Consider the following 23,492-nt stretch of genomic DNA (forward strand, 5'->3'; position numbering starts at 1 on the left):
GCACCAGAACTGTGAGCCACGCCGCTATGCTCGCAGCGAACCGCCCACCCGGGCCGGCATGAACCGCGCGAGCGAATGGTTGGATGGAGATGTGACGACCTTGACGACCGAACCGCTCACCGCCCTCGACCGCTGCGACCGCTGCGGCGCGCAGGCTTACGTGCGCGTCGTTCTGCCCGTGGGCGAGCTGCTCTTCTGCGGCCACCACGCGCGCGCACACGCGTCCGCCTACGCGGACGTCGCCACCCATGTCCAGGACGAGACCGACCGGCTCCATGCGGAGCACGGCCAGGCCTGAACCCAGGCCGGACACCCACCGGACCAAGACCTAGAACCGACCACGGCGGTGGGTCACCTTCCCAGGTGACCCACCGCCGTCGTCGTACCCGCCGGTCCTCCGCCGACGCCGCCCGCTCCCGCGCGCCCTACTTCCGCGCGCTCTACTTCCGCGCGGTCACCGCGTGCCCCCAGGAGCCCCGGAACCCGAGGTCGATGCGCCAGCCCTCCGCGGTCTTGGTCACCGTGCGGGTGCTTCCGCCGGTCGACACCGCCTGCATCGTCTTGATCTGACCGCTCGAGTAGCGCGCGGTGATCTTCACCGACGCGACCCACTTGAGGCCGAAGATCTTCTGCGCCCGGGCCTGGCTCAGCACCCCGGTCCACGTCGTGTACGGGTTGCCCGGCGCCCGCTTCGAGTACGGGTCGGACACGTGTTGCAGGTGGGACTGCGCGGCGGTCCCGAAGGCGTCCTGGTTGTTCGTGGTGCCGGAGTAGCTGCCACCACGGCCCGACGCCGCGAAGTACGGCGTCTCGGCGATACCGCCCGACGTGTTGCGCACGACCGTGACCGTCCCGGCGCCGTCCTGCCGGGTGGCGTCCACGGCCGCACGCCAGGTCGCGCCGGCCTCGCCGCCCTCCTTCTTCCAGCCCACGTAGTTCTGGCTGCGGGTGTCGTCGTAGAGGTGGCAGTCGCACGAGGACTTCAGGCCCGCGGTCTTGGCCAGGATCGCGTAGTTGCGCGCGACGATCGTCTGCGCCTGGAGGGCCGCGGCCCCGCCGTATCCGCTCGTGCCCCACAGCGAGGCCATCTCGTCGAGCCCGTAGAGGTACTCGTCGTTGATGACCACCTGGTTGACCACGTTGGGCCGGGAGCCGGGGCTGCTGATCCGCAGGCGGCCGTGGCGGTAGCTGCCCTGCGCGCCGGACACCGTGACCGTGCCGGCGGTGCCGGTGGGCTCCCAGTACCGGGTGCCCGTCCACTCCAGCCCGAGCGTCGGCCGCGCGCTGATCGTCTGCCGCACCGTGCCGTTCTCGGTGATCTGGGCGGTGACGCCGGACGACGTCCGGGCGATCGAGATCTTGCGCGCCGACGTGCCGGTGGCGAGCTGCGCCCCGCCGCCGTCGAGCAGGCGCCACGACCCGGCGGACAGGCTCAGGCTGGTGGTGGCGGGGTCGTCCGACCGGCCGAGCACCTGCACGTCGACCGTCGTCCACGGGTTGGCCGTGGTGCCCACCGTCGCGCCCGGGTAGTAGTGGCGCAGGATCTCCGCGGCGGAGCTGCCCTCGCGCGCCATCTGGTAGGCGCCCCACTGCGCCATCCCCACGCCGTGCCCGTAGCCCGAGCCGCCGATCGCCCACGAGCCCGGCACGACCGTCACCGTCAGCGTCGAGCTCGTCGCCCGCGCCGTCTTGAACCGGTACTTGGTGGTGGCGGACGGCTTGACCGACGACGAGGCCTTGCCCGTCGCGCTCGTCGTCAGGGTCTTGACCTTGACCCACGAGCGGTTGCTGTACCGCTGCAGGTCCACCTTGGCCCGCTTCTGCACCCTGCCGTTGTACTTGTACGTCACCGACAGGGACTTCGCCACCGTCGCCGTCGTGGTGGTCGTGCCGGACGCCGTCAGCGTGTACCCGGCCGCGGCGGCGGGCACCGCGGACAGGCCGACGGCGAGGAGCGAGACGAGGACTGCCGCGACCACCCGGGCAAGACGTGCCCCGGGAGCGGCGTTGATCAAGGTGGACACATCGGGCACGCTCCCATACGACGACGCCGGGCGGGTGTACTTCCGAAGAAGTTCACCCGCCCGGCGTCAGGTCGGCCGAGGTACCGGCCGACGTGCCGGCTGATGTCTCAGCCGGCCTATCGGTCACCGCTCAGTCGATGTCTCGACCGATGTCTCAGTCGAGGTAGTCGCGCAGCACCTGCGACCGCGAGGGGTGCCGGAGCTTCGACATCGTCTTGGACTCGATCTGCCGGATGCGCTCGCGCGTCACGCCGTAGACCTTGCCGATCTCGTCGAGGGTCTTGGGCTGGCCGTCCTGCAGGCCGAACCGCATGGAGACCACGCCCGCCTCACGCTCGGAGAGCGTGTCGAGGACCTGGTGCAGCTGCTCCTGCAGGAGCGTGAACGACACGGCGTCCGCCGGGACGACGGCCTCGGAGTCCTCGATGAGGTCACCGAACTCGCTGTCGCCGTCCTCGCCGAGCGGGGTGCTCAGCGAGATGGGCTCGCGGCCGTACTTCTGGACCTCGACCACCTTCTCGGGGGTCATGTCCAGCTCCTTGGCCAGCTCCTCCGGCGTGGGCTCGCGGCCCAGGTCCTGGAGCATCTGGCGCTGGACGCGGGCCAGCTTGTTGATGACCTCGACCATGTGCACCGGGATGCGGATGGTGCGGGCCTGGTCGGCCATGGCACGCGTGATCGCCTGCCGGATCCACCAGGTCGCGTAGGTCGAGAACTTGTAGCCCTTGGTGTAGTCGAACTTCTCGACCGCACGGATCAGACCGAGGTTGCCCTCCTGGATCAGGTCCAGGAACAGCATGCCGCGGCCCGTGTAGCGCTTGGCCAGCGAGACCACGAGGCGGAGGTTGGCCTCCAGCAGGTGGTTCTTGGCCCGCTTGCCGTCGTGCGCGATCCACTTCAGGTCGCGCTCGAAGCGGCGCTGGTCCTTGTCGTCACGGTCGAACTCCGTGGTGGCGAGACGCTCCTCCGCGAACAGGCCGGCCTCGATGCGCTTCGCGAGCTCGACCTCCTGCTCCGCGTTCAGCAGCGCGACCTTGCCGATCTGCTTCAGGTAGTCCTTGACCGGGTCCGCCGTGGCACCGGCGGTGACGACCTGCTGTGCGGGCTGGTCGTCGTCGTCACGGTCGGAGACGACGAAGCCGGAGCTCTCGTCACCCTCCTTGACCGTCTTGCCGCCGCGGCCACGAGTCGTCTTGGTGACGGTCTCGGGACCGGAGTCGGTCTCTTCCTCGGGGTCCTCGACGGCCACGCCGTCGGGCTCGATGTTGTCGTACTTCGACTTGCCCCGAGCTGCGGTCTTCTTCGCGCCGGCCTTGGCCGCCGGCTTCTTGCGTGTGCTCGTCGTCGCCTCGTCATCGTCATCGACGTCGTCGATGTCGTTCAGATCGACGTCGTCCGGCATGTCGTCGTCCTTCGGCTTCGCGGTGGAGCGCGCCGGGGTCGACTTCTTGGCGGTCGTGGTCTTCGCGGCCGTGGCCCGGGTGCGCCGGGCAGGCTTCGCGGAGGCCTCCGCCTCGTCGGCGGGCGCCTTGGCGGCGACCGCTGTGGAACGGGTGGCCGACGCGGCGGCCACCTTCGTCATGGTGGGAAGTCCGACCTGCACACCAGCGTTGGCCAGTGCGCGCAGCACCGCCTTCAGCCGCTTGGCGTCACCGACCTCCGCGGTCTCGCATGCACGCCGGAAGTTCTCGGCGTCGACCGAGCCGTCGGCGGCACCGCGAGCGAGGAGCTCCTGCAAGGCAGGATGCTCGAACTCACGGGGCAGGTTGTCGCGTGCAGGGACAGGAGCGATGTCCTGGGGGGCTTTCAGCGGAGTGGGCGCCACAAACCGACCTTTCGGCATTCGAGGGGGCGGTGTACCGCCGGCGGGGCCGTCACTGGACCTTCTTCTTCCGCCGGCGAACATATATATTGTACCGTCGGCCTCCCTGTACCCCGCGACGAACGCGGTGATATGGGCAAAGTCAGTGCGAAGTCACGTCGGGCGGGTCCACCCCGCGGGGTTTCAGATTTCGCGTGCCCAGAGTCAACGAACCAGGTGCGCGCACCATTCCCGATCCGGCGAATATGCGCGGGACCAGGCACGGCGCCGGACACCGCCCGCCGCCTCGGGTGATACCCCTGGACAGACGTCGGACGGACGCCGGACGAGCACTGGGCACGGCCTCGGACCCGCCTCGACCCGAGCGCTGAGAACACCCCGGAAGCGGGCCCCTGGACGGGCCTGGAAACCACCCGCGAGATCACCCCTGGCGCGGCCCGGCGCCGGCGGTGTGCCGGCCCCGGCGCACCGCCGGGGAGGCGCTGCTCAGACCTTGACCGCTGCGGCCTTGCTAAGACCTCGACCGCTCGGACCTCGAGCGCTCAGGCCCTGGCCGCTCAGCCGCCGGCCGTTCAGACCTTGACGGCCAGCACAGGGCACGGCGCCTCGACGAGGATCCGCTGCGCGCCGGCGCCGAGGATGAGCTTGCCGACGGGGCTGCGCTTGCGCAGCCCGATCACGATCAGCTCGGCGCCAGTGCTCGTGGCCGTGCGGATCAGGTCCTCGGCGAGGTCGCCGGTGCCCTCCTCGAGCCGCACGTCGAGCCCGGCCGCCGGGCCGCTCCGGAGCTCGTCCAGCTCCGCCTGGCACTCGTCGAGCGGACGCTTCCCGCTCGTGACGACGACCAGCGGGGCCTTGCGCTCCCGGGACTCGGAGACTGCGGTACGGAGAGCCTCTTGGCCCTCGGGCGTGGCGAGGTGGCCGACGACGATCGTCATGTCAGCCGACGCTACCCCACACGACACCCCACCCGGTGCCTCACACGGCGGCCAGCTCGTCCGATTCCGCCTCCCCTTCTGTCTCCCCTTCCGTCGCCCCTTCGGTCTCCCGTTCTGTCTCCCCGTCCGTCTCCCCGCGGAACTCCCGGTGGAAGAAGGCCTGCTCGCGCCGCACCCAGCCCGGCGGGACTCCCCCGGCGATCGCACTGCGCAGCACCAGGGCGAGCCTGTGGTCCGGGTCCACCCCGAGGGCGTCCGACACGCGCTCGGCCGCCAGCCCGCCGTCGCCGTGCCACCAGGCGAGGATCGCCAGCAGCAGGTACGCCGGAGCCCGCCGGTTGCGTGGCACGTGCGTGACGACGGCCTCCAGCACGGCGCGGGCCGGACGCGTGAGGTCCTCGTCAGGCGGGATGCCCCGGTCCGGGTCGACGATCTGCGCCATGACGGCGCCCGTCGACCGGTCCGTGTCGCCGTCCGTCTCCCGCCGCGCGGTGCGCAGCGCCGTCTCCGCGGTACCTGGCACGAGGGTGAGCAGCACCGCGTCCCGGACGGGCGTGTCCGCGAGCGCCGCCCCGATCTTGCCGAGGTCCACCGGGGACAGCGTCACGGGCTGCCCGGGCTGCGCGTCCGCCACCAGGCGCACCGCGGAGCGCCACAGGCCCAGGCTCTCGGCTCCCCAGTCCGCGAGCTCCCGTCCGGCCTGCTCTACCCGGGCGGCCGCGCTCGTGGCCCGTCCGGGTCGCTCGGACCGACCTGGCCGCCCGGCAGTATCGACTGATGCTGCCCCGGTCTGCCCGAGCAGCGGGCCGTCGATGGGTCCGCCGTTCGGGTAGGTGGTGCGGTGCAGCAGGCGCCGGTGCGTGTCGGTCCAGCGTGCGGCCGCGCGCCGCGCCTGCGTGCGGGCGGCCTCGGGCGCCGCGCGCAGGGTGTACCGCTCCTCGCGGGTGCCTGCCACGGTGCGGCCCTCCAGCACCATGTGGGCGGCGACGCGGCTGCCCTTGAGCACGGCCAGCGGCCTGCCGCCGGGCGGACAGCACAGCGGGTCGGTGCAGTCGAGCGCCCGGAAGCCCGTCGGCGACACGTGCCAGACCTCGGTGCCCGGCAGCCTGTGGTCGAGCCGGGCGCGAATCAGGTCCACGGCCCGCCGTGCGGCACCCGCCGGCGCCGTCGGGTCGGTCCCGGTGTACAGCACCACGACGGCCCGGTCCGCGCCGTCGGCCACGACGTGGTCGGCGAGCCAGCGCGCGGTGGCAGCCCCGTCGGGCCCGTCGGGGTCGCCCGGGCGGCGCAGGCGGAGGTCGCTCAGGTCGACCCGCGCGACGAGCCCCACCCGTTGCCGCGGACCGGTGAGGCTCACCAGCACGGCGGACTCGACCGGCTCGAAGCCGAGCCGGTAGGGCACGTAGGCGAGGAGGTCCTCCGGCCCGGCCACGCGCACCACCCGGGCGTTCGGGACGGAGCGGCGGGCATCAGAGATCGCGGGAGCAGGGCCAGGGCCACCTGAGCCGGGAACACTGGGTACAGGACTGTTGAGGGTGCGCTCGTCGGGGCGGCGCTCGTCGGGGTTCATGTCGTCGATCCCAGCCGGGGAACGGGGCCCGAGCGCGCCCAGGGCGGCAGTGTGGACAACGAAAAACCTGTGGTCGCGTTCGTTCCCGCACGGCTCCGTCAGGGCGGTCTGCCCGGGGTCCGAGCACGGCCCGATCACCACACGCTGTCGCCACCCGGCCCTGTGCGGCTACCGTGTGCGACGTGCCACGTCTCGCCACCACCCGCCGCACGGCCGCGCTCGCCGCCGCCGTCGGGCTGGCGCTTGCTACCGCGGGGTGCGGGACGGGGACCGAGCAGACCGCGTCGGGTAGCACGCCGTCGGGTAGCACGGCGTCGGGTAGCACGGCGTCGGGCAGCCCGGAGCCGAGCGCGGCCGTGACGGGCGGTCCGACGGAGCTGCCGACCTTCGACCCGTCGTCCGCGGTGGCGACGTACGCGCAGGGCTTCCCGGCCGACCTGTTCCCGATGCCCGAGGACGCCACGCTGCTCGCCTCGTCGGCGCAGCCGGCGCCGACCTCGGAGGGTGCGAAGAAGGCCAAGGCCGTCGCGATGACCCAGGTCACGCTCAACCTCTCGTCGAGCCGCAAGACCGACCAGGTGATCAAGCAGGCCAAGCAGATCCTGACCGCGCAGGGCTTCAAGCAGATCTCCGCGCCGGACTCGAGCGGGCTGACCGCGCAGACGGCGTTCCTGCGCATCACGAAGGGGAAGTCGGGCGAGGTGCAGGAGTCGCTTGTGGTAGGCGTGCTCGACGACGGCGACCGCCGCCTCTGCTCGATCAGCGGGACCGTCCGAACCCCATAGGCTGGTGCCGTGCCCGTCTCCCCCGCCCGTACCAGCGCACCTACCAGCCCGCTGAGCCCCGCCGCCCTCGTCGACGCCGAGCACCTGCGTGCCGACGTCGACGCCGCCGTGGCCGCTCACCTGGCCCGGCTGACGGCCGAGGTCGGGTCGATCAGCCCGAGCGCCGAGGCCATGGTCGAGGAGGCCGTCGGGCTGCTGGCAGGCGGCAAGCGGCTGCGGGCCGCGTTCTGCTACTGGTCCTTCCGCGCGCACGGCGGCTCCGCCGACCCGGCCGACCCCGCCCGCACTGCGGCCGTCCGGGTGGGCGCCGCCCTGGAGCTCTTCCAGGCCGCGGCCCTGCTGCACGACGACGTGATGGACAACTCCGACACCCGCCGCGGCCGCCCCACGGCGCACCGGGCGTTCGCCGCGCGGCACGCGAGCGCGGCCTGGGCCGGCGAGCCGGTGCGGTTCGGCGACTCCGCCGCGATCCTGATCGGCGACCTCGTGCTCCTGGCTGCCCAGCGCGAGCTGTCGGCGGCGCTCGCGCCGCTGCCCGCAGTCGTCGCCGACGCGGCCCGGGCCCGCTTCGACACGATGCAGAGCGAGGTCGTGGTCGGCCAGTTCCTGGACGTGCTGGTCCAGGCGGAGCCGTGGGGCCAGGACCCCGCCGCCGACGAGGAGCGCGCCCGGAACGTGCTGCGCGCCAAGACCGCGAGCTACTCCGTGGCCGCGCCGCTCGCGCTGGGCGCGCTGCTGGCGGGCGCGGGTCCGCGCGCGGCGGCCGAGATCGAGGCGGCCGGCCAGCCGCTCGGCGAGGCCTTCCAGCTCCGCGACGACGTGCTCGGTGTCTTCGGCGACCCTGCCGTCACGGGCAAGCCCGCCGGCGACGACCTGCGCGAGGGCAAGCGCACGGTGGTCGTGGCCCGCACCCTGGCGCTGCTGCCCGACGTCGACGGCCCCGAGGCGGCGGTCCTCGTGTCCGCGCTGGGCGACCCCGCCCTGTCCGACGAGGACGTGGCGCGCGTGCGCGAGGTCATCGTGGGCTCGGGCGCGCTGGACGCCGTCGAGCAGCTCATCACCGACCTCGCCGTCCGCGGCCACGCGCTGCTGGACCTGGCCGACCTGACGGAGCCGGGCCGGGGCCTGCTCACCGACCTGGCGCACGCGGCGGTCGACCGGGCGGCCTGAGGCTCACCAGGTCCAGCTCACCAGGTCCAGCTCACCAGTCAGACCCGGCTCACCAGGTCCAGCTCACCAGTCAGACCCGGCTCACCAGGTCCAGATGGTGACCTCTTCGCCCTTCTTCAGCTTCTCCCCCGCCGCGGGATCGGTCTCCGAGACGCCCTCCCCGAACAGCTCGCCGAACCCGCGCACCACCGACGTGTAGCCGGCCTCGTCGAGCGCGGCCTGGGCGTCCTCGACCGACAGGCCGACGACGTCGGGCACGGTGCCCTTCTCGCCCTTGCTGACCACGATCGTGACTGCGCTGCCCTGCTCGGCGCCCTTGCCGGCGTCCGGCTTGGTGCCGATGACCGCCCCGGCCTCGACCTTCTTGTCGGACTTGTCCTCCCGCACGACCTCGAACCCCTGCGCGGACAGGGCGTCCGTGGCATCGCCCGCCGACAGGCCGGTCACGTCGGGCACGGTGACCGGCGGCGACCCGTCCGAGACGGTGAGCCGGACGGTCTCGTCCGTCGGCACGGTGCCGCCCTCGCGGACGGAGGCCCAGATCACCTGGTCGCGCGCCACGTCCGCGGAGTACTCGCGGGAGACCTCGACGTCCACCAGGCCGACGCCGCGCAGCGCGGCCCGCGCCTCCTCCTCGGACATGCCCACCAGTCCCGCGGGCACCTCGGCCACCTCGGGGCCGAGCGACACCACGAGGCGCACGGGCTCGTCGCGCTGCCAGCGCCGCCCCTCGTCGGGCACCACCGAGATGACCTCGCCCTCGGGCACGTCGGAGTCGTGCTGCCCCACGCTCGACGGGGTCAGCCCCGCCGCGTCCAGCGCCTCCTCGGCCTGCGCCTCGGTCACGCCGACCACCCCGTTGGGGACCACCGCGTAGGCACCCGGACCCTGCTCCGTGTACCACCAGGCGCTGAACAGCACGGCGACCAGGGCGACGGCCAGCAGGATCTTGCCGCCGCGTCGCGACTGCCGCTCGGGCGGCGCCTGCGGCGGGGGCGGCTGCGGCGGCTGCTGCTGGGCCGTCCAGCCGCCGGCCGGCGGCCGCTCCACGACGGCGGTGCGCGCGGCCTTCACCGCGGCGGACGACGGCGGGGGCGCCGCCTTGGCGGGGATGTCCAGCACCTCGTTGGGGATCTGCCGGAACGTGTTGCGCAGCGCGTCGAGCGCGACGGCGGCGTCGTGCGGACGGCGGTCGGGGTCGCGCGCCGTCAGGGCCCGGACCAGCAGGTCGAGCGGGCGGCCCAGGTGGCCGGCGAACGCGCTCACGGGCGGCACGTCGGTGTTGACGTGCGCGTAGGCGACCTGGATGGGCCCCTCACCCTCGTGCGGCAGCCGGCCCGTGAACAGCTCGAACGCGAGGATGCCGACGGCGTACACGTCCGCACGGGCGTCGACGTGCCCCGTGGCGATGGTCTCGGGCGCGAGGTAGGCCACGGTGCCCAGCACCGTGCCCGTCGTCGTGTTCGACACCTCGGAGATGGCGCGGGCCAGGCCGAAGTCCGCCACCTTGGGCCGGCCGGTGCCCTCTTCCAGCAGCACGTTCTCCGGCTTGATGTCACGGTGCACGATGCCCTTGGCGTGCGCGGCGGCGAGCGCGGAGAGCACCACGTCGAGGATCGCGAACGAGCGGCGCAGCGTGATGTCGCCGTCCCGGATGAGCTGGCGCAGGTTGGTGCCCGGCACGTACTCCATCGTCAGGTAGCGCATCTCGCCGTCGGTGCCCTGGTCGTACACGGCGACGACGCCGTGGTGCTGCAGGCCGGCGGCCGAACGGGCCTCGCGCTCGAAGCGCTGCCGGAAGCTCGCCGCCTGTTCCCCGTCCGCGAGGTGCGGGTGCATCACCTTGAGCGCGATCTCACGGTTCAGGCGCGTGTCACGCGCCCGGTACACCGTGGCCATTCCTCCGCGCGCCACGCGCGCGACAATCTCGTACCGCCCGTCGACCAGACGGCCGATGAGGGGGTCTGCCGTCACCTGAGCCACGGTTGGGAGTGTACGGGTGACCACCCACGGCCCGGCCGGAACGCGCATACCGGACACTCGGCCGTTGCCGGATCGTTGCCGTGTCCCGGGCCCGCGCCCCGTCGCCTAGGCTTCTCCCGTGACAGATCTCGACGCCCTCGTGGGCGAATGGCAGACCCTCCCCGACCTCGCCGAGTCCCTCGACATCGAGGTCGGCAAGGTCCGCGGCCTCGTGAGCGACCGGTACGTCGTCGGCATCAAGCGTGGCGAGCGGACGACCTTCCAGGTCCCGGCGGTCTTCGTGCTGCCCGACGTCGAGGGTCGCCCCGGCATCATCCCGACGCTGCGCGGCACCATCATGGTGCTGTCCGACGCCCAGTTCACCGACGCGGAGATCCTCGAGTGGCTCTTCACGCCGAACGACGAGCTCGGCGAGCGGCCCGTGGACTCCCTGATCGGCGGCAAGCGCGCCGCGGTTCGCCGGGTGGCGCAGACGCTCCTCTGACGGCGCTGCTCTGACAGCGCTGCACTGACGGTTCCTGCGGCCGCCTTCAGCGGCGGCCGCAGCAACACCTACACCTACCGCCGGAGCATCTCCGCGACCTGGAACGCCAGCTCCAGCGACTGCTGGTGGTTCAGCCGCGGGTCGACGAGCGTCTCGTAGCGCAGCGCGAGGCCCGCGTCGGAGATCTCCTCGCTGCCGCCGAGCACCTCGGTGACGTCGTCGCCGGTGAGCTCCATGTGCAGACCGCCCGGGACGGTGCCCAGCGCCTTGTGCACCTCGAAGAACCCGGCCACCTCGTCGAGCACGTCCGTCAGCCGGCGGGTCTTGTAGCCGCTGTCCGACGTGATGGTGTTGCCGTGCATCGGGTCGGTCACCCACGTGACGTTCGCGCCCGACCAGGTCACGGCCTCGACCAGCGACGGCAGGACGTCGCGCACCCGGCCCGCGCCCATCCGCGTGATGAACGTGAGGCGCCCCGGCACGTTGTCCGGGTTGAGCCGCTCGGTGAGCGCCAGGGCGTCGTGCGGCGTCGTCGTCGGGCCGAGCTTCACGCCGATCGGGTTGGCGATCCGGGACATGAAGTCCACGTGGGCGCCGTCGAGCTGGCGCGTGCGCTCGCCGATCCACAGGAAGTGGGCGCTGGTGTCGTAGGCGTTGCCGGTGCGCTGATCCGTGCGGGTCAGCGCCCGCTCGTAGTCGAGCACCAGGGCCTCGTGGCTCAGGAAGAACTCCACGGAGCGCAGCGCGTCGAAGTCGGCGCCGCACGCGTGCATGAAGCGGATGGCGCGGTCGATCTCGTCCGCCGTCTTCTCGTACCGCGCGTAGGCGGGGTTGCGCATGAAGCCGCGATTCCACTCGTGCACCTGCCGCAGGTCGGCGAACCCGCCCTGCGTGAAGGCCCGCACGACGTTCGCCGTCGCCGACGAGATGCGGTACGCCTGCTCCAGCCGCTCCGGGTCGGGGATGCGGTCCTGCGGCGTGAACGGGAACCCGTTGATCATGTCGCCGCGGTAGGCCGGGAGCGTCACGCCGTCGCGCGTCTCCGTGTCGCTGGAGCGCGGCTTGGCGTACTGGCCCGCCATCCGCCCCATCTTGACGACCGGGGTGCTCGCGCCGTGCGTGAGCACCACCGCCATCTGCAGGATGGTCCGGATCTTGTTGCGGATGCGGTCGGCGTTCGCCTCGGCGAACGTCTCCGCGCAGTCCCCGCCCTGGAGCAGGAACGCCTCGCCCCGCCCGGCGGCGGCGAGCCGCTGGGTCAGGGTGTCGGCCTGTGCGGGCACCACGATGGGCGCGGCCTGGGCCAGGCGGCCGGTGGCCGCCGCGAGCGCGGCCGGGTCCGGCCACGTCGGCTGCTGCCGCGCCTCCAGCGTGCGGTAGTGGTCCAGCCCCGCCGGGCCCGTGGCCCGCTCGGCCGGGTCGGTGACGGTGCTCATCGGCCCGCCCGTGGTGCTGGTGCTACCAGTGGTGCCCGCACGGTGCTCAGTGCTCCGCGGGTGCGGCCGGCACGAGCGGCTGGCCGATCTCGGCGAGGATCTGGCCGAACCACTCCTGCGAGACGTCGAACGCCTTGCCGCCGGCGATCCGCGGGAACGCGATGGCCTTGAGCCGGTCGCCGTCCTCCTCGTCGTGGCCGATGACGCCGGACTCGCCGCGCAGGGCGCACTCCACCGCGTAGTCGGTCATCGACTTGATGAGGCGCAGGTCCTCGGCGTTGGCGGCCGCGGCGCGCGAGAAGTAGCCCGACTTCTGCACCATGACCTTCTCGGCGCCCAGCTTCTCCGCGAACTGCTTGGCGAACCACTGGCCCGGGTTGATCGTGTCGAGCTTCACGTGCCCGAACGGGTCGCGCTCCACCGTCTCGCCGGCCGCCTCGAGCTGGGCCACGATCTCGTGCATGCCCGCACCCTCCGACAGGAAGATGTTGACGTTGCCGATCTCGTCCATCACGCCGCGCAGGCGCTTGGCCTCGCCCTCGAGGTCGATCTCGAGCTCCGGCAGGAACACGGCGTGCACGTCCCAGCGCTCGCGCGTCAGGCCGAGGGCAGGGGCCCACTCCTGGTCGTCGAGCCAGCCGCGGTAGGACTGCGCGGTAGCGGCCGTGAGCCAGCCGCAGTGGCGGCCCATGACCTCGTGCACGATCAGCATGCGCGGGCCCACGCGGTTCTCGCCGATGACGTTGGCGGCGAACTTCGCGCCCTCCTCGGCGGCGGTCCACGCGCCCAGCGACTGCTTGATCGGCACCACGTCGTTGTCGATCGTCTTCGGCAGGCCCACCACGGTGAGCTCGTAGCCGTTCTCGTGCAGGTACGCGGCCAGGTCGGCGGCCGTCGTGTTCGTGTCGTCACCACCGATGGTGTGCAGCACGTCCACACCGTCGGCCTTGAGCTGCTCGGCGGCGACGTGCAGCGGGTCCTGACCTTCCTGGACCAGGCCGCGCTTGACCGCGTCCTTGACGTTGGTCAGCTTCACGCGCGAGTTGCCGATCGGCGAGCCGCCGAACTTGTGCAGGACATGGGCCTGCTTGCGGGCCTCCTCGTCGATCTCGATCTTGTTGCCCGTCAGCAGGCCGTGGTAGCCGTGCAGGTAGGCAATGATCTCGATCTCGGGGTCGAGCTCTGTGTAACGCTCGATCAGGCCGCCGACCGACGACGACAGGCAGGGCGCGAAGCCGCCGGCGGTCAGCAGGGCCACACGACGAACAGCCATCGGAGGAGCACCTCTCATCAGGGAACTTTCGGGGGCGCCTCCGCCGGCGATCGCCCGCGCGGCACCCTTCGTCGTCATCCTACTGAGCACCGGGGACACCGCTCGGCACGTCCGGTGACTGAGCACCCGCCACTTCACCCGCCGCTCGCCCGGCATCCATCCGGCACGAGGGGTCTCGACAGGCCCCCGGGCCGCGTGAGATGGTGCAAGCGAGCCTCCCGGTGCCAAGCGGCCCGGGAGGCTTTCCATTTATGACGAACCTTTCTCCTCCGCCCGCGCCCGCACACCTGACGATCCGGCCCACGACGCCGGCGGACCAGCCCGTGCTGGAGCGGCTCTGGCTCCTGTTCCGGCACGACATGTCCGAGATCTCGGGGGCGCTGCCGGACCCGAGCGGCCAGTTCCGGCGCGAGCGGCTCGACGCGGCGTTCACCGACCCGGGCTGGCGCGGCGTCGTCGCGCACCTGGAGCCCGACGGCGCCCCGCCGTCACCGGTCGGGTTCGCCCTGGTGCGAGGGCTCGACGGCCCGACGCGGGTGCTCAGCTCGTTCTTCGTGGTGCGCGGCGTGCGGCGGATCGGCGTCGGCCGGGAGCTCGCGGCCAACGTGCTGGCCGCGTTCCCGGGCCGCTGGGAGATCGCGTTCCAGGACGCCAACCCGCCCGCGGTGCGCTTCTGGCGGGCGGTGGCCGCGGACGCCGTCGGCACCGCCTGGACGGAGGAGCACCGCGCGGTCCCGGGCCGCCCGGACCTCCCGCCGGACACCTGGATCTCGTTCACCACCGGGTGACGTGTCAGACCCACAGGTCACCCGGGTGACCTGTGGGTCTGACATGTGCGCGGGAACGAGCGGGAAGAGCTAGTTGAGTAGGTGCAGGCTGTCCTTGTTCTTGTCCGCGTACAGGCGCTCGACGTCGGCGTCGTAGTCCTTGAGGAACACCGCCCGCTTCACGCTCTGCTTCGGCGTGAGGTAGCCGTTCTCGATCGTCAGGTCGCCCGCCAGCACCGTGTACTTGCGGATCGACTCCGCCTTGGACACCGACTTGTTCGCCCGCTGGACGGCGCCGTCCAGGGCCGCGAGCACGTCCGGGTCCTTGCGGGCCTCGTCCACCGACATCGCGGGCTTGCCGTGCATCTTGAGCCAGCCCGGCAGGCCCTCGGCGTCGAGCGTGAAGAGCGCGCCGATGTACGGCTTGCCGTCGCCGACGACGACGCACTGGCTGACCAGCGCGTGCGCCCGGATGCGGTCCTCCAGCATGGAGGGCGCCACGTTCTTGCCGCCCGCCGTGACGATGATCTCCTTCTTGCGGCCGGTGATCGTGAGGAACCCGTCGTCGTCCAGCACACCCAGGTCGCCGGTGCGGAACCAGCCGTCCTCGGTGAACGACTCCGCCGTCGCGGCCTCGTTCTTGTGGTACGCCCGGAAGATGTGGTGACCCTTGAGCAGGATCTCGCCGTCCTCGGCGATCTTGGCGCCGCAGCCCGGGAGCTGGAGGCCGACGGAGCCGATCTTGGTCGCCGTCGGACGGTTCACGCTGGTGGGGGCCGTGGACTCGGTGAGGCCGTAGCCCTCCAGCACCTTCAGGCCCAGGCCGCGGTAGAAGTGCCCGAGGCGCTCGCCCAGCGGGCCGCCGCCCGAGACCGCGAACTCCGCCTGCCCGCCGAGCCTGGCGCGCAGCTTGGAGAACACCAGCGCGCTGGCGACCGCGTGCTGCAGCCGCAGGCCCAGCCCCGGGCCCGACGGCGTGTCGAGCGCGCGCGACCACGCGATGCCCGTCGCCGTGGCCCAGTGGAAGATCTTGGCCTTGCCGCCGGCCGCCGCCGTCTGCTCGGCCGTGTTGTAGACCTTCTCGAACACCCGCGGCACTGCGAGGATGAAGGTCGGCTTGAATTCGCCCAGGCCGTTGACCAGGGTCGACGTGTCGGCCCAGTGCCCGGTGACGACGCCGCCGGCGACCGCGAGCACGTGGATGTAGCGCGCGAACACGTGCGCCATCGGGATGAACAGGAGGGTGCGTCCGCCCTCCTTGGCGAACACCTCCGGCACGGCCTCGACGGCGTTCACGGCGAGCGACGCGAAGTTGCGGTGCGTCAGCTCGGCGCCCTTCGGGCGGCCCGTGGTGCCCGAGGTGTAGATGATCGTGGCGAGGTCGTCGAGGCCGGACAGGCCCCGGCGGCGGGTGATCTCCGCGTCGGGCACGTCCTTGCCGTCCGCCGCGACCGCGTCGAGCGCACCGTCGTCGATGACGAGCACGTCGGTCACGAGCGGGACGGCGTCGCGCACCTCGGCGACGGTGGCGGCGTGGGCCGCGGTCTCGGTGAAGACCAGCTTCACCTCGGCGTCGGAGAGGATCCACTCGACCTGCTCGGCCGAGGAGGTCTCGTAGACCGGGACGGGCACCGCACCCGCGGCCCAGGCCGCGAAGTCCAGCACGGCCCACTCGTACCGCGTGCGGCACATGATGCCGACGCGGTCCCCGGGCTCGATGCCGTGGGCCACGAGGCCCTTCGCCACAGCGACCACCTGGGCGTCGAACTCGCCGGCAGTGACGACCCGCCAGGGTTCGCCCTTCCCCGCAGGAACCTCCATCATCGGCTTGTCGGCACCGGCGCCGACCCGCTCGGCAAGGACATCGTTGAGATTGGAGGTGGGGGGCAGCTCGATGAGGATCGGGCTGAAGATCTCGTCCATTCTGACTCCAGTGGCAGTACTGACCGTGCCTGCAAAGATACCGGGAAACGGACGTCGCGTGTTGCACTCCGCGCGGTCGCTACCCTGGTTCTGCGCACCTTCGTGGTGCAGCCCCCTTCTGGACGGTCCTCGCGGCCGTCGCGCAACGAGAGAACATGAGGACCAATGCACGCCATCGGGGTGGACATCGGCGGCACCAAGATCGCTGTGGGAGTCGTCGACGAGGACGGCAAGATCCTCGCCCAGGTGCGCCGGGAGACCGACGCCGACGACGTCGCGCACATCGACAGGGCCATCGCGGACGCGTGCAACGAGCTCGTCAAGGAGCACGAGGTCGGGGCGATCGGTCTGGCCGCGGCCGGTTTCGTGAGCCCGGACCGCACCTCCGTGAACTTCGCGCCCAACATCGCGTGGCGCGAGTACCCGCTGGCCGCGAAGGTGGCCGAGCTGGTCGACGCCGACCTGCCGATCGTCGTCGAGAACGACGCCAACGCCGCGGGCTGGGCCGAGTTCCGGTTCGGCGCGGGCCGCGAGGCCACGGACATGCTGATGCTCACGGTCGGGACCGGGCTGGGGGGCGCCGTCATCTCCGAGCGTGAGCTGGTGCGCGGCAAGTGGGGCATGGCCGCCGAGGTCGGCCACATGCGCGTCGTGCCCGAGGGGCACTACTGCGGGTGCGGCCACGAGGGCTGCTGGGAGCAGTACGCGTCGGGCAGCGCGCTGGAGCGCGACGCCCAGCACGCCGCCGTCGCCCGGGTGGACCAGGCGGCGCGCCTGCTCGAGCTCGCGGGCGGTAGCCCGGAGAAGATCCGCGGCAAGATGGTGACCGAGGCCGCCCAGGAGGGCGACGAGCTGGCGATCGAGCTGCTCGCGACCCTCGGGCGCTGGATCGGCGAGGGCTCCGCGTCCGTCGCGGCCCTGCTCGACCCCGAGCTCATCGTCATCGGCGGCGGCGTCGGCGCGGCCGGCGAGCTGCTGCTCGGCCCGGTCCGCCGCGGCTTCGAGGCCCAGCTCTCCGCGATGGGGCACCGGCCCGTGGCGGCGATCGAGCTCGCCGAGCACGGCAACGAGGCGGGCATCGTGGGCGCGGCGGACCTCGCGCGGCGCTGAGCGCTTCCCGAGTCCGCCCCTGCTCCAAACGTGTCAGACGTACAGATCACCCGGGTGATCTGTACGTCTGACACGTTTCGGGCGAACTAGACGATGCTTTCTGTCGTCTGAACCTGCGGCTCCGCTCCGGGCGAGATGCCTCGTTCCTCGGCCCTCACCCTGCGCTGCGCCTCCGGTTCAGACGACGGCACCAGGCCCGTCGTCGTCCGGGTCGCGCTGGTGCGGCATCCGCCAGATGAGCACGCCCAGGCCCGCGACGAACAGGCCGAGCCCAATCTGGCCCGCCAGCGGCGGGATGGAGACGGCGGGCACCGCCGCCGACACGATCATCCCGACCACCGCGAGCACCGGGATGCCGACGACGAAGCTCCACGCCATCGTCAGCAGCGGGTCGCGGGACAGCAGCGCGGGCGGCTCGGGCGGCGTGAAGTGCGAGTCCGCCTCCTCCAGGGCCTCGGCGTCGGGCGAGAGCGGCCAGTCGCGGGGGCCCGACGGCGGGGTCGCGCGCGAGCCGGCGTCCGGACCCGTGCCGGAGCCGTCGCGGGAGCCGGCGTCGGCAGAGCCGGAGGCCGCTCCCCCGACCGTCCAGTCGCCGCCCGCCCAGCCGCCGTCGCTCCAGCCGCTGACCCGCGGCCCGGCCGTGCCGCGCCCGGCGCCGTCACGATCGCCGGCCGCACCGCCGCGAGCGCCGTCGGCACCAGGGCTCTTGTCGCCGCCCAGGTCACCGCCGTCGTCACCGCCGTCGTCGCTGCCCTCGTCACCGGGGCGCGATGTCTGAGAGGATGCGGCGGACTTCTCCGCGCCGTCGGTCTCCCCGTCGGCCCGAGAGACGTCCATGTCGCCGAGGGTGGCGACGATGTCGGCCCAGCGCGAGGCCACGTCGTCGTCCCCCAGCTCGCGTGGGGTGTCGCCGGGCACGTCGTCGTCTCGGTCGTCGGTGTTCGATGCGGCCATGGGCACACTCTATTGTCGTCAGGGGGCCCGCGGGGGCGGGTCTTGAGGAGGAATCTTGTTCTACTGGGTGATGAGGAACGTGCTGGTCGGCCCGCTGCTGCGCCTCGCGTACCAGCCATGGGTCGTCGGCGGCAAGAACGTGCCCCGCACCGGCGCCGCGATCGTGGCCAGCAACCACCTGGCGGTGATCGACTCGTTCATCCTGCCGCTGCTGATCTCGCGCCGCGTGACCTTCCTCGGCAAGTCCGACTACTTCACGGGCAAGGGCCTCAAGGGCAAGATCGTGGCCTGGTTCATGACGGGTATCGGCGTCATCCCCGTGGACCGCTCCGGGGGTGCCGCGAGCGAGGCGGCGCTGCGCACGGGCCTGCGCGTGCTGCGCGAGGGCACCCTGTTCGGCATCTACCCCGAGGGCACCCGCAGCCCCGACGGCCGGCTCTACAAGGCGAAGACGGGCGTGGCGCGGATGGCGCTCGAGTCGGGCGCCCCGGTCATCCCCGTCGCCATGGTCGACACCGAGGTCGCCCAGCCGGTGGGCAAGACGATCCCCACGTTCATGCCGCTCGGCGCCGTGATCGGCGAACCCCTCGACTTCAGCCGGTACAAGGGCATGGAGAGCGACAAGTTCGTGCTGCGCGCCGTCGCGGACGAGATCGAGTACGCGATCCTCGCGCTGTCGGGCCAGGAGTACGTGGACGCGTACGCGGCGAGCGCCAAGGAGCGCGCGGCCCGCGGCGAGCCCGCGATCCCGACGTCGGAGGAGGGCCCGGGCGGCCTGCCCCTGCCGGAGGTCGAGAAGCCGCAGCGCCCCAAGCGCTGACGCTCCCGCCCTCCACCGGGGCGGCGTGACGAGGCGGGCGCACCGGCGCGCCCGCCTCTACGCGTCAGCCTCTACCGCTGCGGCCTCTAGCGTGGCGGCGCCGCGCTCGACGCCCGCACCACGAGGCTGGTCGCGAGCTCGGTGCGCAGGGTGTGACCGCTGGCCGTGCGGGCGCGGTGCACCAGGTCGACGGCGGTGGCGCCCATCTCGGCGAGCGGCTGCCGCACCGTGGTCAGGGCGGGGTCGATCCACGGCGCGATGGGCAGGTCGTCGAAGCCGACGAGCGAGACGTCGCGGGGCACGACCAGCCCGGCCTCGCGCAGCGCGCGCAGCGCCCCGAGCGCGGTGTCGTCGCTGCTGGCGAAGATCGCGGTGGGCGGGTCGTCCAGGCCCAGCAGCCGCTGCGCGCCCTCGTAGCCCGAGGTGACGCCGTAGGCGCCCACGTGCACGAGGTCGTCGTCGGTGGTCAGGCCGGCCCGGATCATCGCGGCCCGGTAGCCCGCGAGCCGCGCGATGGCGTTGTCCTGCTCCAGCGCGCCCGTGATCGTGGCGATCCGGGTGTGGCCGAGGGACAGCAGGTGGGCCGTGGCCTCCAGCCCGCCCTGGAAGTTGGTGGCGCCGACGCTGAGCATCCCCTCGGGCGGCCGCTGGCGCGGGTCGACGACGACCAGCGGCGTGCCCGTCTTCTCCAGGGCGCGCCGCGCCTCGGCGTCGGGCACGGCGACGATGCTGACCAGGCCGTCGGTGCCGCGCTCCAGCGCGTGCCGCACCCAGGCGCTGCAGTCGTCGGGGTCGGGCTCGACCGCCAGGACGACGTCGAGCCCGAAGCGCCGGGCGCCCGCGACGGCGCCCCGGACCACTGCCTCGGACCAGGTCCCCTCGAAGTCGACGATGCGCACGTCGATCATGCCGGTGGGCTTGGCGGACGGCGGGCGCACGACGAAGCCGTGCCGCTCCAGCACCTCGGTGACGCGCGCCCGGGTCTTGCCGGACACGTCGGGGCGGGTGTTGAGCACCTTGGAGACCGTCGGGACCGAGACGCCGGCCTCGGCCGCGACGACGGCGAGCGGGATGTGCGGCTGGTCGGTTGCCATGGGTCCTCCGTCGGACAGGGTGTGCGCAAGCGTTTCGAGAGCAGGGTCGTTCGAGAGCAGGGTTTCCGAAATCAGGATGGTAGCCCATTCTGCCGGGTGCCCCGGGAAACTACCCCCGCAAGCCGCCAGGAAGCGCGCGGAAATCAGACAGAGGCCCGGCAGGCGCTGGTTGACACCACCCGGCACCCCGTCTAACCTCCCGGAGTCTTTCCGAGATTCGGCTTCGAAATTTCGGAAACAGAGATCAACAAAGGAGTGATCGTGAACAGGACACCTCGCCTCGCCGTCGCGGCGACGGCGTCGACCCTCACGCTGGCCCTCGCCCTGACCGGGTGCGGGCGCAGCGACGAGGCCGGCACCACCACGGCGGACAGCGCCGACAGCATCTCCGAGGGCCCCGCCAGCGGCGCCGTCGAGGTCTGGGCGATGGGCACGGAGGGCGAGCTGCTCCCCGAGCTCGCCGAGCAGTTCGAGGCCGACAACCCCGACGTCACCGTGAACGTCACGCCGGTGCCGTGGGAGTCGTCCACCGAGAAGATCAACACGGCGATCGCCACGGGCGAGGTGCCCGACGTCATGCAGGTGGGCACCACCCTGATGAGCGGCTTCGTAGGGCTGGACGGCCTCGCGCCGACGCCCGAGGACATCGACTCCGACGCGTTCTTCCCGGGCGCCTGGGAGACCACCGAGGTGGACGGCACCTCGTACGGCGTGCCGTGGTACGTCGAGTCGCGCGTCCTGTACTACCGCACCGACCTCGCCGAGGACGCCGGCGTCGAGGCGCCCGAGGACTGGGCGGGCCTCACCGACTTCGCGGCCGGGCTGCAGGACGCCGGTGCCGACAACGGCATCGCCCTGCAGACGCGCGGCAACTCGACCGCGCTGATGTACTTCCCGTTCTACTGGCAGGCGGGCGGCGAGATCCTGGACGACGCCGGCGAGTTCACGCTCGACAACGAGGCCCAGGTCAAGGCCCTGGACTACTACTCCTCGTTCATGCGCGACGGCCTGGCTCCGCCGGTGCTCGTCGAGGACGAGAAGGTGCAGAACTTCATCGACGGCAAGCTCGGATCGTTCGTCTCGGGCCCCTGGGAGCGCGCGAACCTGCTGACCACCGCGGGTGACGACTTCGCCGACAAGTTCGGCGTGGTGCCGCTGCCCGCCGACGAGACGACGGCGTCGTTCATCGGCGGCTCCAACCTCGCCGTCCTCGCGGACGCCGAGAACCCCGACTCCGCCTGGAAGTTCGTCCAGTTCGCCACGGACCCGGCCGCCCAGGTGGACTGGTTCGAGATCTCGAGCGACCTGCCGGCCGTCCAGTCCTCGTGGGAGGACCCCGCGCTCGCCGACGACGACGCCGTGGCCGTCTACCAGGGCGTGCTGGAGACCGCGCGCTCGACCCCCGCGATCCCGACGTGGTCCGAGATCGAGCACGAGCTCGACCTGATCATCGAGCAGACCATCGCGGGCGACCTGACGCCGGAGGAGGCCGCCGCCAAGATGCAGGAAGCGGCCACCTCCATCGGGACGGGTCTGGACTGACCCGTGGCCGTCTCCGCACGCCGCCGCCGCACGGGCCTCGCCGCCTGGGGGTTCGCGCTGCCCTTCACGCTCCTCTTCGCCGTGTTCATGCTGGTCCCGGTGGCGTCCTCGCTGTACATGGCGTTCACCGACATGCAGGGCAAGGACCTGAGGACGCCCTGGGCCGTGAACTTCGTGGGGTTCGACAACTTCGCGGCCGTCCTGGCCGACCCGAAGTTCCAGCAGGCCGCCGGCAACACGCTCTACTTCGTCGGGGTGGCCATGCCGCTCACGCTCGGTATCGCGCTGCTGCTGGCGGTCCTGCTGAACTCGGGCCTGACCTGGTTCCGGTCCGTGTTCCGCGTCGGCTTCTACGCGCCGGTCGTGACGTCGATCGTCGCGGTGGCGGTGGTGTGGAGGTTCCTCCTGCAGCCCGACTTCGGGCTCGTGAACTCGGGCCTCGGCCTGTTCGGGATCGAGGGGCCGCGCTGGCTCACCGACGAGGTCTGGGCCATGCCCTCGCTCATCATGATGGCGACCTGGCGCAACGTCGGGTACTCCATGGTGATCCTGCTCGCCGGGCTGCAGGGCATCCCGAAGGACCTGTACGAGGCCTCCGCCATCGACGGCGCCGGCGCCGTACGGCAGTTCCGGTCCATCACGGTCCCGCTGCTGCGGCCCACCATCCTGTTCTGCGCCGTCATCACCGGCATCGGCTACCTGCAGTTCTTCGAGGAGCCGTTCGTCATGACGCAGGGCGGGCCGCTGGGGGCCACCAACTCCGTGGCCTACGAGATCTTCAACCAGTTCGGGTTCGGGAACTACGGCCTGTCGGCCGCGATGAGCTACGTGCTGTTCGTCGCCATCGTGATCCTGTCCTACCTCCAGTTCCGCCTGCTCAGGACGGAGAAGTGATGACTGTCCTCACCGAGCGGCCCGGCACGCGGCGCGGCGCCCCGCAGGGGTCCGCCCCGCGCCGGCCCGCCACCCGCCGCTTCACACCGCGCGCGATCCTGCTCAACGTCGTGCTCCTGCTGGGCCTCGCGGCCTCGTTCGGGCCGCTCCTGTGGATGATCGTCTCCTCGGTCAAGCCCGAGGGCGAGATCCGGCAGTTCCCGCCCAGCCTGCTGCCCGAGCAGTTCACCTGGTCCAACTACACCGAGCTGTTCGCGACGCTCGACTTCCCGCGGTTCTTCGCCAACTCGGTGGTGGTGGCGCTCGTCGTGACCGTCGGGTCGGTCCTGTTCAGCGCGATGGTCGGCTACGCGCTGGCGAAGCTCGACTTCCCCGGCCGCCGGGCCCTGTTCCTGCTGGTCATGGGCACGCTGATGGTCCCGGGCATGGTCACGTTCGTGCCGCTGTTCGTGCTCGTGGCCAACCTGGACCTGATCAACACCTACGCGGCGCTGATCCTGCCGTTCCTGGCCGCGCCGTTCGGCGTGTTCCTCATGCGGCAGTTCATGCTCGACATCCCCGACGAGCTGCTCGACGCCGCCCGCGTCGACGGGGCCGGCGAGTTCCGCACGTTCTTCGCCGTCGTCCTGCCGCAGACCAAGCCCGCGCTGGCGACGCTCGGCATCCTGACGTTCCTCGGGTCCTGGAACAACTTCCTGTGGCCCCTGGTCGCCGTGCAGTCGGCCGACAAGTACACGCTGCCCGTGGCCCTCGCCCTGTACTCCACGGGGCAGAACACCGTGCAGTACGGCCTGCTCGTGGCGGGCGCGACCGTCATCGTGCTGCCGATCCTCATCGTCTTCCTGGCCCTGCAGCGGCACATCGTGCAGGGCATCGCGACCACCGGCCTCAAGTAGCCGCACC

General features: G+C 72.0%; 20 protein-coding genes. 10 read left to right on the forward strand and 10 right to left on the reverse strand.

Annotated elements, in window-relative coordinates; translation table 11 throughout:
• The first annotated feature begins 91 nt into the window (after nucleotides 1-91).
• Entirely contained in the window at nucleotides 92-298 is a 207-nt protein-coding gene (locus tag FHX71_RS14985; RefSeq protein WP_020014335.1) for a DUF7455 domain-containing protein, read from the forward strand.
• Between the two features lie 142 nt (nucleotides 299-440).
• On the opposite strand, the gene FHX71_RS14990 is transcribed toward FHX71_RS14985, so the two are convergent.
• From FHX71_RS14990 to FHX71_RS15005, 4 genes are all read right to left on the reverse strand, one after another.
• A complete protein-coding gene (locus FHX71_RS14990) occupies nucleotides 441-2,024 on the reverse strand; it encodes a SpoIID/LytB domain-containing protein (protein ID WP_182617618.1) in 1,584 nt (527 codons plus the stop codon).
• 154 nt (nucleotides 2,025-2,178) lie between these two features.
• On the reverse strand, nucleotides 2,179-3,867 hold the full coding sequence (locus tag FHX71_RS14995) for an RNA polymerase sigma factor (protein WP_376770130.1): 1,689 nt from the start codon (nucleotides 3,865-3,867) through the stop codon (nucleotides 2,179-2,181).
• A 551-nt stretch (nucleotides 3,868-4,418) separates the two neighbouring features.
• Nucleotides 4,419-4,784 (reverse strand): universal stress protein, encoded by a 366-nt coding sequence (locus FHX71_RS15000; RefSeq protein ID WP_182617623.1) that lies wholly within the window; start codon nucleotides 4,782-4,784, stop codon nucleotides 4,419-4,421.
• A 40-nt stretch (nucleotides 4,785-4,824) separates the two neighbouring features.
• Nucleotides 4,825-6,354 (reverse strand): DUF4192 domain-containing protein, encoded by a 1,530-nt coding sequence (locus tag FHX71_RS15005; protein WP_182617625.1) that lies wholly within the window; start codon nucleotides 6,352-6,354, stop codon nucleotides 4,825-4,827.
• Between the two features lie 182 nt (nucleotides 6,355-6,536).
• On the opposite strand from FHX71_RS15005, the gene FHX71_RS15010 reads away from it, so the two are divergent.
• A complete protein-coding gene (locus FHX71_RS15010; protein WP_182617627.1) occupies nucleotides 6,537-7,139 on the forward strand; it encodes a hypothetical protein in 603 nt (200 codons plus the stop codon).
• A gap of 9 nt (nucleotides 7,140-7,148) precedes the next feature.
• Nucleotides 7,149-8,309: a polyprenyl synthetase family protein gene (locus FHX71_RS15015; protein WP_182617629.1), complete on the forward strand. Its 1,161-nt coding sequence runs from the start codon at nucleotides 7,149-7,151 to the stop codon at nucleotides 8,307-8,309.
• Nucleotides 8,310-8,390: 81 nt separating this feature from the next.
• Here FHX71_RS15015 and pknB read toward each other — a convergent pair whose 3' ends face one another.
• The gene (gene pknB / locus FHX71_RS15020; protein ID WP_182617632.1) at nucleotides 8,391-10,292 is read right to left on the reverse strand and encodes a Stk1 family PASTA domain-containing Ser/Thr kinase; all 1,902 of its coding nucleotides are present in this window, start codon (nucleotides 10,290-10,292) and stop codon (nucleotides 8,391-8,393) included.
• Between the two features lie 118 nt (nucleotides 10,293-10,410).
• Here pknB and FHX71_RS30070 point away from each other — a divergent pair, with 118 nt between their 5' ends.
• Nucleotides 10,411-10,776 carry an Rv2175c family DNA-binding protein gene (locus FHX71_RS30070; protein WP_312877058.1) on the forward strand — a complete coding sequence of 122 codons (366 nt, stop codon included), beginning with the start codon at nucleotides 10,411-10,413 and terminating at the stop codon, nucleotides 10,774-10,776.
• 74 nt (nucleotides 10,777-10,850) lie between these two features.
• On the opposite strand, the gene FHX71_RS15030 is transcribed toward FHX71_RS30070, so the two are convergent.
• Entirely contained in the window at nucleotides 10,851-12,212 is a 1,362-nt protein-coding gene (locus tag FHX71_RS15030; RefSeq protein WP_182617634.1) for a class II 3-deoxy-7-phosphoheptulonate synthase, read from the reverse strand.
• A gap of 46 nt (nucleotides 12,213-12,258) precedes the next feature.
• The gene (locus FHX71_RS15035; protein WP_182617636.1) at nucleotides 12,259-13,485 is read right to left on the reverse strand and encodes a pyrophosphate--fructose-6-phosphate 1-phosphotransferase; all 1,227 of its coding nucleotides are present in this window, start codon (nucleotides 13,483-13,485) and stop codon (nucleotides 12,259-12,261) included.
• 251 nt (nucleotides 13,486-13,736) lie between these two features.
• On the opposite strand from FHX71_RS15035, the gene FHX71_RS15040 reads away from it, so the two are divergent.
• On the forward strand, nucleotides 13,737-14,273 hold the full coding sequence (locus FHX71_RS15040; protein WP_182617638.1) for a GNAT family N-acetyltransferase: 537 nt from the start codon (nucleotides 13,737-13,739) through the stop codon (nucleotides 14,271-14,273).
• A 69-nt stretch (nucleotides 14,274-14,342) separates the two neighbouring features.
• On the opposite strand, the gene FHX71_RS15045 is transcribed toward FHX71_RS15040, so the two are convergent.
• The gene (locus FHX71_RS15045; protein WP_182617640.1) at nucleotides 14,343-16,175 is read right to left on the reverse strand and encodes an AMP-dependent synthetase/ligase; all 1,833 of its coding nucleotides are present in this window, start codon (nucleotides 16,173-16,175) and stop codon (nucleotides 14,343-14,345) included.
• A 165-nt stretch (nucleotides 16,176-16,340) separates the two neighbouring features.
• Between FHX71_RS15045 and FHX71_RS15050 the strand changes: the two genes are divergently transcribed.
• Complete coding sequence (locus FHX71_RS15050) at nucleotides 16,341-17,285, forward strand: ROK family glucokinase (protein ID WP_182617650.1); 945 nt, start codon at nucleotides 16,341-16,343, stop codon at nucleotides 17,283-17,285.
• A gap of 177 nt (nucleotides 17,286-17,462) precedes the next feature.
• On the opposite strand, the gene FHX71_RS15055 is transcribed toward FHX71_RS15050, so the two are convergent.
• Nucleotides 17,463-18,239 (reverse strand): hypothetical protein, encoded by a 777-nt coding sequence (locus FHX71_RS15055; protein WP_182617652.1) that lies wholly within the window; start codon nucleotides 18,237-18,239, stop codon nucleotides 17,463-17,465.
• 55 nt (nucleotides 18,240-18,294) lie between these two features.
• On the opposite strand from FHX71_RS15055, the gene FHX71_RS15060 reads away from it, so the two are divergent.
• A complete protein-coding gene (locus FHX71_RS15060; protein ID WP_182617654.1) occupies nucleotides 18,295-19,059 on the forward strand; it encodes a lysophospholipid acyltransferase family protein in 765 nt (254 codons plus the stop codon).
• An 86-nt stretch (nucleotides 19,060-19,145) separates the two neighbouring features.
• On the opposite strand, the gene FHX71_RS15065 is transcribed toward FHX71_RS15060, so the two are convergent.
• Complete coding sequence (locus tag FHX71_RS15065) at nucleotides 19,146-20,153, reverse strand: LacI family DNA-binding transcriptional regulator (RefSeq protein ID WP_182617656.1); 1,008 nt, start codon at nucleotides 20,151-20,153, stop codon at nucleotides 19,146-19,148.
• Between the two features lie 261 nt (nucleotides 20,154-20,414).
• Here FHX71_RS15065 and FHX71_RS15070 point away from each other — a divergent pair, with 261 nt between their 5' ends.
• The 3 genes from FHX71_RS15070 to FHX71_RS15080 are packed head-to-tail and all read left to right on the forward strand — an operon-like array spanning nucleotide 20,415 to nucleotide 23,485.
• The gene (locus FHX71_RS15070) at nucleotides 20,415-21,695 is read left to right on the forward strand and encodes an extracellular solute-binding protein (protein WP_312877059.1); all 1,281 of its coding nucleotides are present in this window, start codon (nucleotides 20,415-20,417) and stop codon (nucleotides 21,693-21,695) included.
• A 3-nt stretch (nucleotides 21,696-21,698) separates the two neighbouring features.
• On the forward strand, nucleotides 21,699-22,589 hold the full coding sequence (locus FHX71_RS15075) for a carbohydrate ABC transporter permease (RefSeq protein ID WP_182617660.1): 891 nt from the start codon (nucleotides 21,699-21,701) through the stop codon (nucleotides 22,587-22,589).
• On the forward strand, nucleotides 22,589-23,485 hold the full coding sequence (locus FHX71_RS15080) for a carbohydrate ABC transporter permease (RefSeq protein ID WP_182617662.1): 897 nt from the start codon (nucleotides 22,589-22,591) through the stop codon (nucleotides 23,483-23,485). The genes FHX71_RS15075 and FHX71_RS15080 overlap by 1 nt, the downstream gene beginning before the upstream one ends.
• Nucleotides 23,486-23,492 lie beyond the last annotated feature (7 nt).

The sequence above is a fragment of the Promicromonospora sukumoe genome (assembly GCF_014137995.1).
Classification (GTDB): Bacteria; Actinomycetota; Actinomycetes; order Actinomycetales; family Cellulomonadaceae; genus Promicromonospora; species Promicromonospora sukumoe.